The 12884-nt window shown below is 46.5% G+C and carries 11 protein-coding genes; 4 read left to right on the top strand and 7 right to left on the bottom strand.

The window, feature by feature from the left end:
* Positions 1 to 948: a DUF3466 family protein gene (locus IQ257_RS07755; RefSeq protein ID WP_193872877.1), complete on the bottom strand. Its 948-nt coding sequence runs from the start codon at positions 946 to 948 to the stop codon at positions 1 to 3.
* Between the two features lie 666 nt (positions 949 to 1614).
* Positions 1615 to 4908: an ATP-binding protein gene (locus IQ257_RS07750; protein ID WP_193872878.1), complete on the bottom strand. Its 3294-nt coding sequence runs from the start codon at positions 4906 to 4908 to the stop codon at positions 1615 to 1617.
* 320 nt (positions 4909 to 5228) lie between these two features.
* Between IQ257_RS07750 and IQ257_RS07745 the strand changes: the two genes are divergently transcribed.
* The 3 genes from IQ257_RS07745 (at position 5229) to kaiC (ending at position 8262) form a co-directional block, all read left to right on the top strand.
* Positions 5229 to 6158, top strand: coding sequence for a circadian clock protein KaiA (locus tag IQ257_RS07745; protein WP_228060510.1), 930 nt, complete (start codon positions 5229 to 5231; stop codon positions 6156 to 6158).
* Between the two features lie 135 nt (positions 6159 to 6293).
* Complete coding sequence (kaiB, locus tag IQ257_RS07740) at positions 6294 to 6608, top strand: circadian clock protein KaiB (protein WP_193872880.1); 315 nt, start codon at positions 6294 to 6296, stop codon at positions 6606 to 6608.
* 94 nt (positions 6609 to 6702) lie between these two features.
* Positions 6703 to 8262, top strand: coding sequence for a circadian clock protein KaiC (gene kaiC / locus IQ257_RS07735; protein WP_193872881.1), 1560 nt, complete (start codon positions 6703 to 6705; stop codon positions 8260 to 8262).
* Positions 8263 to 8328: 66 nt separating this feature from the next.
* On the opposite strand, the gene IQ257_RS07730 is transcribed toward kaiC, so the two are convergent.
* Complete coding sequence (locus IQ257_RS07730) at positions 8329 to 9537, bottom strand: aminotransferase class V-fold PLP-dependent enzyme (RefSeq protein ID WP_193872882.1); 1209 nt, start codon at positions 9535 to 9537, stop codon at positions 8329 to 8331.
* A gap of 324 nt (positions 9538 to 9861) precedes the next feature.
* Here IQ257_RS07730 and IQ257_RS07725 point away from each other — a divergent pair, with 324 nt between their 5' ends.
* Positions 9862 to 10254 (top strand): response regulator, encoded by a 393-nt coding sequence (locus IQ257_RS07725; RefSeq protein WP_193872883.1) that lies wholly within the window; start codon positions 9862 to 9864, stop codon positions 10252 to 10254.
* A 69-nt stretch (positions 10255 to 10323) separates the two neighbouring features.
* Here the strand turns inward: IQ257_RS07725 and aroF are convergent, their stop codons facing one another.
* The 4 genes from aroF to ruvX all read right to left on the bottom strand — a co-directional run bounded on the left by aroF (position 10324) and on the right by ruvX (position 12800).
* On the bottom strand, positions 10324 to 11382 hold the full coding sequence (gene aroF, locus IQ257_RS07720; RefSeq protein ID WP_193872884.1) for a 3-deoxy-7-phosphoheptulonate synthase: 1059 nt from the start codon (positions 11380 to 11382) through the stop codon (positions 10324 to 10326).
* A gap of 164 nt (positions 11383 to 11546) precedes the next feature.
* On the bottom strand, positions 11547 to 12005 hold the full coding sequence (locus tag IQ257_RS07715) for a PAM68 family protein (protein WP_193872885.1): 459 nt from the start codon (positions 12003 to 12005) through the stop codon (positions 11547 to 11549).
* Between the two features lie 16 nt (positions 12006 to 12021).
* A complete protein-coding gene (rpsO, locus tag IQ257_RS07710; RefSeq protein WP_193872886.1) occupies positions 12022 to 12291 on the bottom strand; it encodes a 30S ribosomal protein S15 in 270 nt (89 codons plus the stop codon).
* A gap of 68 nt (positions 12292 to 12359) precedes the next feature.
* The gene (gene ruvX / locus IQ257_RS07705; protein ID WP_193872887.1) at positions 12360 to 12800 is read right to left on the bottom strand and encodes a Holliday junction resolvase RuvX; all 441 of its coding nucleotides are present in this window, start codon (positions 12798 to 12800) and stop codon (positions 12360 to 12362) included.
* Positions 12801 to 12884: the final 84 nt, after the last annotated feature.

Raw genomic sequence — 12884 nt, 5'->3', positions numbered from 1 at the left:
CTACAGAACCAGAAGGAAGGTACAGATTTGTCCCAGGTAAACGCCATAGCCCAATATTTGACCCGAATCAGTAATGTGCAAGGCTTGTCGCAGTTCCCAACCCGCTTCGACAGGAATAAGACTGTTAAGGTCGATCATTGTACCGTTATCCCAGAGAAAAGCGTGATGGGATTTATCTTGAGTGTCTGAAGAACCGACGACCTGTCCAACATTGTTGATACTGTGGGCGTAGCTGTGAGAACCCCCCAGAGTGCCGAGGTCTTGGATTCCCTCATCCTGACTCCAGAAGAAACCGCGAGAGTACCAGTTGGTAGCGCAAACGGTAGCAGCACCGACGACGAACCCTTTATCATTGATACTGGTTGCCCAACTGTGACTGCCGCCAAGGGTACCGAGGTCGTGCATTCCTTTGCCCTGAGTCCAGATGAAGGCATGCCAGTCTTGATTTTTCAATTCCCCAGAACCGACTACTTGAGAGCTATTATTGATAGCCTTGGCTTCGCTATAGTCGCCCCCGAGAGTACCTAAGTCCATCATGCCTTGATCCTGACTCCAGAAAAAGGCATGACAGTAGGCACTACTGTCACTGAGCGTTGCAGAACCAACGACTTGTTCCTGATTGTTGATACCGTAAGCGAAACTGCACAAACCGCCGAGAGTGCCGATATCTTGCATTCCCTCATCTTGACTCCAGACAAACGCCCGTTCGTATCCAGTCTCTGTTTTTGAATAGCCAACCACCAAACCCTGACGATTGATAGCCTTAGCCTCACTAGAGTAGCCACCAAAATTACCTAAATCAGTGATTCCTTGGTTGTGGCTCCAAAGGAAAGCAGAAGTGTCTCCACTGGGGGTTTTCCAATAACCAACCACTTGAGCTGTCTCATTGATACTAGCAGAGTAGCTAGGGGAGTTCTTGAAGGGGTCTAAATCGAGAATAACCTGCAAAGAGACCTTAGGAATTTGTAGATATGGGAGACATTTCGGTACGTCGCTGACTGTTAATTTCCGTTGGCTTTTGCGACCATTGAAAACCCTCAACCCTTGGACAAGATTCATAATTCAAAATTGGTAGAGATTAATTCGTTCAAGATGATGGTAGCATCACATTTGATACCCTTTAACTCTCGCTATGTGATGCTTATGCAGACTACTCTCTTAAAACCTTCCCAGTTTCCCCGTGCTAAGGGGAACTGTTAGGGAAGAAATTTTCCTGATTGGAGGCTTGGGTATCCATTGCCCGTCAATTATTGAAATGGCAGGCACTTATACAGTGAATTATTGCGCAATTTTAGGACAAATGGCGGTGCAAATCCAATCATCCTTTACTTTAAGGGAGAACTGGTATATTTATTAATTTATGAGAAAAAACAATATTTGTTCATGAAGTTTTTATGAAGTCTATCTCCAACTTTATGAATCTTCAGTAGGAACAACACTTAATTTTAAATTTTATTTAACCGAGGAAAATACAGAAGTTCAGCTATATGGCGTGAACGCTCTTTCTTTTCCTACTTTTCCTGCTTTTCTTACTTTTCTTACTTTTTTCTGCTATTCCTGTTACACAAAAATTGGCAGTCAGTTCTGTGGAGTCCCCATTAAGGAGATACTGGCTCATTGTGCCAGGGTTTGATGGATTTGATCTAACAATTGGCTCATTGAATGGGAATAACCCCGCAAAATTTTGGTGGCGACGGTTCTCAACTGCGACTCTAGGCGGGTAGAACTAGCCTGACCCAAGTCAAGGATAGTATCATCACTGGTGGGATTCTCGAATCGATGATCTAGCACCAAAATGGGTGGTTGCTTGGGGAACTGACTTAAGTCCATTAGTCCTTGCATCAGTGTCGAAGAATCATGACTCTCTTTTAAACGAACCAGTAGTAAGTCAACCGTTTGATCTTGGAGTTGACGGGATACATCTGCCCACGAGGAGGAAAGCAAGCTTCTATATCCAGCAGCTTGCAGGTATTGCATCAGTGCTCGCAGCCAAGGGTTGTGAGGAGTTAGAGAATTGGAGTTTGGAAATGAAGTCATTTCCGCAGTGTCCTTCCCATTATCGATATCCATCACTAGAATGCTCGACCTGCGGCTGAGTCCAGCAGCAATCTGAATGACTTCCAGCAGCGCGGCAATCTTTTGCTGGTTATCAGGTGCCAAACAAGGATACACCGAAAGACCGATGATTTGATTGGCGGCTTGTGTAATTTGGCGATCCAGGGTAACTAGTGGTAGAGAGGTCAAGTCTGGATGTAATGAGAAGGTTTTCAAGTAAGCCAATGGGTCTGGAACACTAACACCATCTAGTAAGATAACATCAGGATGCCAAACTCGAGCCAGCAATTCTGCTTGATCGAGATCGTCAGCTTCCAGAATTCGATAGTTAAGTTCTGAATGTTGAAGACTCAATACCTGAGTTAATTGAAAAATTAGTCTAGACTCTTCAGGATCTGTTTCAACTAAACCAGCACTGAGGTAGAGGACAGTCAGAGCGCTAGTCGTTGTACTTTGAGGTTTGCCGAAGTGCTTCAGACTTCCAAGAAGTGCTGGTTCTTGTACGGGTAAACTCAAGAAGCCATCAGCATTGTGGGCATAAGCCTGCTCTTTCTCTGCCTGAGTTGCGGTTACCAAAACTGGAATATGACGGGTTTGCACATCGGATTTGAGAAGAGTCAAGACATCCCAGCCAGACAGTTGCGGGATGAGAGGATTGAGTAAAATCGCACAGGGCTGCAAGCTGCGGGCTTTTTCAACTGCCTCTGTACCGGAGCGAGCAATGACAACCCAATAGCCCAGACGCTTGAGTTGTGCCGTCAAGTCTTCCAAGTAGCGGAGTACTGTTTCAACAATTAACACTAAACGGTTACGGATGGGATATTGGTAGTGTTCTCCTTTGTGTTCCCAGCCGTCAGTTTCTGTTAAACCTCTGCCCTGGGGTGGACAGGGTGGTAGGAGTAGGGTAAATTCGCTGCCTTCACCGCTTTTGGAAACAAAGGAGACATCTCCACCATGCAAGCGGGCAAGGCGTTGCGTTATGACCAAACCCAAACCAGTACCCTCGAAGCAACGGGTTAGGGGTTCTTCCAACTGTTGGAATTTTTGAAAGATCAAGTGCTGCTTTTCCCCTGGGATACCTATTCCCTTGTCCCAGACGGTGAAGGCAATCCATCCTCCTAGAGCGCTGACCCTGAGACCTATTTCCCCCTCAGTTTCTGTAAACTTGAGGGCGTTGGATAGTAGGTGTACCAGCATTTGCCGCAGGCGTAGCTCATCAGCCACAATCGTTTCTAAATTCGGTTCAAGTTCCAAGGTAAAAGGATTTTCTGGAATAGACTCTTCATTCTGCTGGTCTTTTTCCAAGTAGACTTGTCGCGCTTGGGCATAGGCGCGATCGCAGACGGACTGAATCTGTACCGGTTCTAGGGTAAGCTCTAACTGATTCGTTTCTATCCGAGTTAAATCCAAAATGTCGTTGACCACTGCCATAAGCTGGCGTCCGCTCTGATAAATCAGTCGAGCATAGCGAGCTTGGCGTTCGTTGAGTTCTCCCAATGTTTGGTCTTTTAAAAGGCTCGACAACCCTAAAACAGCGGTAAGCGGTGTTTTTAGTTCGTGGCTAATGCAGGCTAAAAACTCATCTTTGAGTCGGTTGAGTTGGACTAAATCTGCATTTTTAGCTGCCAGTTCTTTGGCGACTTGTTGCTGCTCTGTGGTGTCTTGAGCCAGCACCAACCATAGATTAGAATTGGGTGATTCGGGTAATCGAGAATTGCCCGTTTGTCCTTTTGTTACTTTGTGTGCCGTATTTCCTTGTCGTCTCATTCCCCATTCCCTTTCCTTGAGGAGCGGTGGTAAAAGGGGAATTTTTGTAAAGGAAAAGAAGCGATCATTGATTGTTTGACGTGTTTTCGATATTTCCCGGCTTTCCAAGGCATTTTGGGCTGTGATGGCGGCTGGTACAGAGCGGTTTTCCTGACGCCCAGCCACGATTGCAAATTTGGGGGTAGGAACCGTGGCACAGTAGCAGCGAACGGCAGCTTGAACCGAAGACTTAGGGACAATTCGATTGCCGACCTGCCGTGGCAAGGGATTAACTCTGCTGCCCAGGGAAATCTGAGTTTGATTTGACATGGCTACCGCCGATTCTGAGCGGTTTGAGTCAAGAGCCTTCTGGTAAGGCATCCCGCTAGTGTTAAGGGAGGCTAAACTTGTTTGAGGTTCGGTGGAGGGATTATCTAACCCAGTGGGAACTCGAACCCAGTCTAAATTGGGTGATGTCCCAATTTGCTGACGCCAAGTTAAATTTTCTGCCAGGACTTGCCCGGTAGCAGTTTGCAGACTCAGGGGTAAGGGCAGTTGTTCGAGAACCGATGTCAGCAGATTCAGGGTGTTTCCGCTCGGCTGTTCACTGGCAACAGCTTCCCCCTGGCTGGGAGCTAAATACTTCAGGAGCAGCCAGCTATTCAGCAGTCCCAAAAATTTGCCATCTCCTTCGACCAATGCCCACTGGCTACGGGGGCAGGGGACACTCTGCTGATGCTCTTGTTCTGTAGCGTTCGGCGTCCAACTCTCGTAGGACTGTTGCAGGTATGTCCAGAATTGTCTGGCTTTCAACGATGCTGGTACTATTGCCAGAGGTTCGATTACAGGCGGATCTAGCTCGCATAGCGGTTGGGAAAGAGATCCGGTTGCCATTGGCGATGGATTTTTCTCCAACTTGACCTGTGACATTAAATGAGGTGTAATCTGTCGGAGATTCACTACTCCCAGAGGATATTGCTGTTCGCTCACAACAACAATCGCGTCACATCCTGAAGAGTGAAAAATCTCCAGGACGGCGGCAAAACCAGTCGTTTGCGAACAAACAGGAACTTGAACGGCACAGTCTTTTAAACTGGGAGTCAGCATAGATAGAACCAATCTAGCAAAAATAGAGCGGTTACTGGCGGGTGACAGTCAGTGGTTGCTGCACTGAAAATGCACCAACAGCGCCAGAAATGTTCCTGACCTTCAGCGCACAGCTACAGCTCTAATTCAATTATGGTGCTCAATGGGGGAAACAGAGGGCAAAGCAATTAAAATTACTTACAATTCTGCCATTGTTTCACTTAATGTTAAGTAACTTTATAAAGATTCTTGTTAGAATCTTTTAGGGCAGAGTATGTTACTCAGCTCAATGAGTCGGTTGTTCTCTCCAACCTTTATCGCGGATTGTTTTGCATCCTCAATTGTCTGTCTGTTCCTTTGTGCGTTCTGAATCTCTGGCTCAGTCATTGAGTCAGGTACTCAGTGGTGATCGCTATAGTTTGCAGATCACCCGTTCAGAAGCTGAGTTTTTTGACTGGGTTGAGCAACACAAGCAGCACATCGATTGTTTGATCTTAGAGGATGATAGCGCTTTACTGCCAGTCATCAATCACTTGTATGAACAAGGGATACTGCTACCGATTGTAATTTTGCCCGACGAGGCTGAAAAAATTCCTCAGAGTGCTTTCATAAACAACCGACACAACGAGAGCCAGACTTCGGCAAGCCTAGCGAGTCCAGACGGCTATTGCTATCCTCTCAAGACGGGCAATTATTTGTTCCATGCTGCTGAAGTTAGACTCAAACTTGTTCAATTAGCTGAGATTGGGAAGTTCATTGACCAAGCGATCGCCCGATTTCTTTCCCTATCTCCTCTGTGTAGCTTACCCGATCCCTCAGTCTGCACCGACCCACAAACCGAGCTAACCAATCGTAGTTTTTTGATGCAGCAGCAAAGTCGGTTATCTGAAAAACTAAAGGAGCGACTCGGATACCTAGGTGTGTACTATAAGAGAAATCCAAAATTTTTTCTCCGCTATCTATCGCAAAAGGAGAAAGAGCGGTTTTTAGACCAATTGAAATCAGACTATCGTCAAATCATTTTAACGTACTTTTCTCAGGAACAATCTATTAATCAGGAAATTGATAGTTTTGTCAATCAAGCCTTTTTTGCTGATATTTCAGTATCAAGAGTTGTAGAAATTCATATGGAATTGATGGAGGAGTTTTCTAAACAGTTGAAGCTAGAAGGGCGAAGTGAAGAAGTGTTGCTGGACTATCGCCTGACTCTAATCGATGTGATCGCTCACTTAGGTGAAATGTATCGCCGCTCTATTCCTAGAGAGCTATAGATGATAGCTTTCCGCTATCATTTGCATTGAGTAATAAACCTGGCTCTGAGGCTCAACTAGCAATTATCCTCAGTTCTAGTAGTGATTGCTATCCTTATCTCTACTATCCCTTTGCTGATTCATAACGGATAAGCTATGAGTACGCTAAAAAAAACCTATGTTCTCAAACTGTATGTGGCTGGGAACACGCCCCACTCCGTCACAGCCTTAAAAACACTCAAAAATATCCTAGAACAGGAGTTTCAAGGGGTTTATGCCCTCAAAGTGATTGACGTTCTCAAAAGCCCCCAACTGGCTGAGGAAGATAAAATTTTGGCAACCCCAACCCTAGCCAAAGTTTTACCGCCTCCCGTTCGTAAAATTATTGGTGACTTATCGGATCGGGAAAAGGTACTTATCGGATTGGATCTTCTCTATGAGGAAATCCGTGAAGGAGAGGTAGATTTTTAGTACTGTTTTGAATGGTATGGCATAATGTCCCATTTGGGAGTATTTTGCTTTAATAGCTTTTGTTCGATCCCTATCTGTTTTGAAAACCGAACCTATGAGTCACCTTAACCCAACTGAGCCAAAACCCGACGAACTTGCAGCAGTGGGAGTTCAGAAAATCCAAACAATGATCGAGGGCTTTGACGATATCAGTCACGGCGGTTTGCCCATTGGCAGAACCACCCTCGTCAGCGGCACATCGGGTACTGGCAAGACTCTGTTGGCGGTTCAGTTTCTCTACAACGGGATCAGGTATTTTAATGATCCTGGTGTATTTGTTACCTTTGAAGAGTCTCCCACGGATATTATTAAAAATTCTCACAGTTTGGGTTGGGATCTTCAAAAATTAATTAATGAAGGAAAGTTATTTATTTTAGATGCCTCACCCGATCCTGAAGGTCAAGAAGTTGTTGGAAATTTTGACCTGTCTGCTCTCATTGAGCGCATTCAGTACGCCATTCGCAAATACAAAGCCAAGCGAGTGTCAGTTGACTCCATGACCGCCATCTTTCAGCAATACGATGCCGCCTCAGTCGTGCGTCGGGAAATTTTTCGCCTCGTGGCACGCCTCAAACAAATTGGCGTGACAACGGTAATGACGACAGAGCGAGTTGAAGAATACGGTCCTGTAGCCCGGTTTGGGGTCGAGGAGTTTGTTTCAGATAATGTAGTCATTGTTCGCAATGTCTTAGAAGGAGAGCGACGCCGCCGCACTATAGAAATTCTAAAATTGCGGGGCACCACTCACATGAAAGGGGAATATCCTTTTACAATTACCAATCAAGGCTTTAATATCTTCCCCCTAGGAGCCATGCAACTAACCCAGCGTTCTTCCAATGTGCGAGTGTCTTCGGGTATCAAAACATTAGATGAAATGTGCGGCGGTGGGTTCTTTAAAGATTCGATTATCCTGGCAACGGGTGCCACGGGTACTGGCAAGACGCTATTAGTCAGCAAGTTTATCCAAGATGCTTGCTTAACCCATGAACGCGCCATTCTTTTCGCTTACGAAGAATCTCGGGCGCAGCTCACTCGGAATGGTTTGTCTTGGGGAATTGATTTTGAGGAGATGGAACAAAAGGGTTTGCTAAAAATTCTTTGTTCTTATCCCGAATCCGCTGGATTAGAAGATCATTTGCAAATTATTCAATCTGAGATTCAGGAGTTTAAGCCATCTCGAATTGCTATTGATTCTCTTTCAGCGATGGCAAGGGGAGTCACGAACAACGCTTTCCGGCAGTTTGTAATTGGAGTGACGGGCTACGCCAAGCAAGAAGAAATTACTGGCTTTTTTACCAATACCACCGACCAGTTTATGGGTTCTAATTCAATTACAGATTCCCATATTTCTACCATTACAGATACAATTTTGATGCTGCAATATGTAGAAATTCGTGGTCAAATGTCACGGGCGCTTAACGTATTTAAAATGCGGGGTTCTTGGCATGATACGGCTATTCGTGAGTACACTATCAGTCAGGAAGGAGCTGAAATCAAAGATTCATTCCGGAATTACGAACGTATTATTAGTGGTTCTCCAACCCGCGTTACGATGAATGAAAAGAGTGAACTTTCTAGAATTGTTCAAGGTGTTCGGGAAAAGTCAATTGAATAGTCATTCCTCATTCCTTAGTAACAACAACATAACGGACAGAGAATGAATGACGACAACAGCAGATTATCAACCAAGTGATTGACCGGACAATTGATCTATGGCTTCGACTAATTGATCAATCTCCTCATGGGTTGTAAAGTAGTGAACACAGGCACGGAGGCAGTCTGGATCGCGGAGAGTTCGCACTAAGAACCCTTGCTCCCCTAGAGACTGTACCAGTTGGGAAGAGGATTTGCCATTGGTTAATACAAAGGAAACTAAACCGGCTCGAGGAGGAGAACTCAACAGGCAACGGACAGAATTAAGCTGAGACAAACCCTGCCAGAGGTACTGACTGACTTGACAAATTTGCTCGTATCGGTCTTTTGGCGTTCCCCATTGCAGGTGGGTGGCGATCGCGTTCCGCAGTCCAGCGTAAAGTGGGTAGGCAGATGTTGCCACCTCATACCGTTGTGCATTCGGTTGCCAACCCGTTGGGTTGCCTATTTTGTCTGTCACAATGCCGCGCCAGCCAATGAATGTAGGAGTGAGGCTTTCTAAAGCATCGGGTCGGATGTAAAGACCACCCAGTCCTTCGGGTCCACACCACCATTTGTGTCCTGTAAAGGCGTAGAAGTCTGCCCCGAGTTCGCTTAAATTCAATGGCAGGGAACCGACTGATTGGGCTGCATCTACCAAAACCCGGATGGGTTGCGTATTCGTAGCATAATGGCGGCAGGCATGAACAATATCTGCAAGGGGCAGAACTTGACCGGTGTTCCACAAGATATGACTCAGCACCACCAGTCGCGTGCGGGGTGTTAGATGTTGGACGATGACCGATAGGGGATTTCCTTGATCAAGAGTTGCCATGATAGGACAGGTAGAGACTTCTACCCCAAACCGCCGTCCAATTTCTGCGACAGTCGCAACGATACCAGGGTGTTCGCAATCAGTGAGGAGGATGCGATCGCCCTTTTGCCAGTCAATCCCCCATAACGCTATATTGCAGCCCACCGTGACATTTTCAGTCAGGGCAATTGTCTCTGGAGGTACGCCCAATTCCGAAGCGATCGCTTGTCGGGTTTGATTGGCTTCCTCGACAATCCAGGCAAACACCTTGCCTGAAAATGGTCCATGCTGCTGGATGTAGTCGTAGGCTTGTTGGATAGCAGCTAGGGACGCTGAAGTGAGCGGACCTTGACCACCATAGTTGAAATACGCTTTGTTCCCTAAGGCGGGAAATTGTCGTCGGTGGCGTTCGAGCCGTGTTGATGCACCAGAAATGCCAGTCATAAGGAAGGGTAGGAGAGAAAAAAGGACTCCAGGCAATACTGCTTGGTTAAGAGGAGCAGGAGGAGTAGAGAAACAGGAAATTAGATCTCGTCCGAGTAGTAGAAAACACCGCCTGCAAGTCTTGTTAACCGAATTCAGCCATTCTGCGTATATCGATTCAGCAAATATACAGAGTCATGCCTGAGATAGAGACCGTTATCCTGGAAACTAGGCAAACCACTATAAGAGCGTTCCTTATCGATTGATTTGCAATGACTTTTAACCCACTAGTAAGGGGATCGCCCAGTCAATACTGAGCGTTGACTTTTAAAGGAGAAACTACCTATGAGTACAATTTTGGTAATTGAAGACAGTGTTGCTCAGTTGGCATTGATGAATCTGTACCTGCGCGATAGTGGTCATAAGATCATCAGCCTAAAAGACTCCAAAGAAGCATTGAATACGGCAGTAAAAGAAAAGCCCCATGTCATTATTACAGATGTAGTGATGCCGGAAATTAACGGTTTTGAGTTGTGCCGCCGCCTCAAGACCCATCCAGCTACCGCCAGTATTCCAATTGTGATTTGTTCATCTAAAAATCAGGAAGTTGACCGGATCTGGGGTATGAAGCAAGGCGCTAGTGCTTACTTACCTAAGCCATTTTCCCGCGATCAGTTTATTGAAATCATTAACCAAGTTCGTTTTAATTTCACGAAGACACTCATTAAGTCTAATTAGCTGCACGTAATATAGGGTTAATCTAAATGAATTAGAAAGGCACGGCAATGCCGTGCCCCCATGATTAACTTAAACCAGAGCCATTGCAGGTTCGCGCCAACGCTTCACAGCTTTACCAATTACAGACATTTCTTGCACTAATCGATCAAAGCGATCGGGTGTGAGGGATTGTGGTCCATCTGATAACGCTTTGGCAGGGTTGGGATGAACTTCGATCATCAACGAGTCAGCACCCGCCGCGATCGCAGCTAGAGCCATAGTTGGGACGTATTCTGCCCGTCCCGTACCGTGACTGGGGTCAATCATAATCGGTAAGTGAGTGAGCGATCGCAAAACAGGCAGTACCGACAAATCTAAAGTATTCCGGGCATATTGGCGATCAAACGTCCGGATACCCCGTTCACACAGAATCACGTTCGGGTTTCCTGCTGCCAGAATATACTCCGCTGCCATCAGCCATTCTTCAATCGTGGCAGACATCCCCCGCTTCAACAGTACAGGCTTCTCCTGAGCACCGACTTTTTTGAGCAGTGAGAAATTCTGCATATTGCGGGCACCCACTTGCACAACATCGGCAGCCTCCGCAATTTTCTCTACATCAGCGGTATCCATCACTTCGGTAATGATACCCAATCCTGTTGCTTCCCGCGCCGCTGCCAGCAAGCCCAAAGCACTTTCACCATGACCTTGAAAGGCATAAGGAGAAGTCCGAGGTTTGTATGCCCCTCCCCGCAGGAATTGCGCACCCGCCGCCTTGACGCGACGTGCCGTTTCTACGATCATTTCCTCGTTTTCCACCGAACAAGGACCGGCAACCAGTACAACTGGATGATGTTCCCCGAAGTGAACGGCACCAGATGGCGTTGACACAATCACCTCACTGGCTTCACCGTGACGAAACTCCCGGCTAGCCCGTTTAAAAGGTTGCTCTACCCGCAGTACCTGTTCGATCCAGGGGCTAATTTCCTGAATTTGCAGCGGGTCTAACGCGGCGGTTTCACCGACTAGACCGACAACCACCTTGTGCTGACCAACAATTTTTTCTGGAGTCAGCCCCCATCCGATTAATTCTTCACTGACTCGGGCGATTTCGGCTTCTGGAGAGCCGACTTTCATGACCACAATCATATTTTTAAAGTTCCTACCAACTTAATTTTGTGCGTAATAGTACTGCCAGGTTCAACTACTCCACCCTACTCAGCTCCACCTTGAGGGTGAGAGTTACCGAGATTTTGTTGAAGGTAGCTGGGCTACCCCTTCAACTTATATCAGGCTTATCTCTTTGTCCCTTACTAATTTTTTTGTCGAACCGAGCGCCATGCGGCTGTCATTCGTCCCACATTGGTGGTAAATTCTTGCCAACCCAACACAGTCCCTGGTGACTCCTCATCCCAGGATGCCGAGAGAACACCATAACTCAGTCCCAGTACCCCTAAACCAAAAAATCCCATACTCACCAGAACCACAGCCACATTCGGTAACTTCAATCCCACGTTAGTGACCAAAAAATAACTGATAAAAAACGAGGATATCGCCAAGGCTGTGGGAATGCCACAGAGCAGTGCCATCCGGCGCACCATACGCTTGCTGACTGCATCAGGAATCGTCATCGATTCTCTAGATGGGGTAGTCGGGTTGTCATCCTTGGCAGTCGTTTTACTGGGAATTGGTTCAGGTTTGGTTTTTTCTGTTTTTTTGCGCTTGGATCGCGGTTCAAAGGGCAAGCGGTTGCGAGGTGATTCAGTAGACATAAGCGTATATAGTGGTCTATCCGCGAATACCCAAGCGTTTGATCAAGGCTTGGTAACGTTCTAGATCGTCGTTACGCACATAAGCCAGCAAACGTTTCCGCTGACCAATCATCTTCAACAATCCTCGTCGAGAGGCATGATCCTTTTTGTTGGTTTGCAGGTGTTGGCTCAACCGATTAATGCGTTCGGTAAGGATGGCAACTTGCACATCTGCCGAACCTGTGTCGGTTTCGTGAACTTGGTAGCCCTCAATAATTTCGTGTTTGCGCTCTTGGGTTAGAGTCATGGATCAAGTTAATTTGTAATAATGCAGCAGCTTTCCATGTTATCACTCTAAGCCGTGTGGTTGAAAGGTTAAGGTATCGGGCTGGAATTGGCTCTGCGAGCATCTAACCACTGTTGGAGGATAATAGCCGCTGCTTTGCGGTCAATCAGACTTTTATTGCGAGAGGGCGATCGCTTTTCGTTTTTGATTAACTGTTCGGCTTCAAACGAAGTTAGCCGCTCATCCACATAGTCTACAGGTAGTTGTAAGGCTGTAGCCACGCGCTTGGCAAACTTCTGCACCTGTCGCGCTTGAAACCCCACCGTTCCATTCATCGAATAGGGCAAACCAACGACTAAAATTTGAACCTCTCTTTCCTCAACCCATTCTCGCAGTTGTGCCACATCCCGATCAAAAGAAGTACGTTCAATTGTTGTCAGCCCCGTAGCAATCAGACCGGTTCCATCACATCCCGCCACGCCAATACGCTTACTACCTACATCTAGTCCCAGTGCTGAAATTTTTTTCATTACATCCTCTAAGAGTTTGGGAATAGGAGACAAGGGGACAAGGGGACATTTGGGGTGTTACTCAGCTCCCCCGCTCCCCAGCTC

Source organism: Coleofasciculus sp. LEGE 07092 (genome assembly GCF_015207375.1).
GTDB lineage: Bacteria > Cyanobacteriota > Cyanobacteriia > Cyanobacteriales > Coleofasciculaceae > LEGE-07092.
Note: the sequence above shows the minus strand (reverse complement) of the source record. Positions and strands in the feature narration are given on the sequence as shown.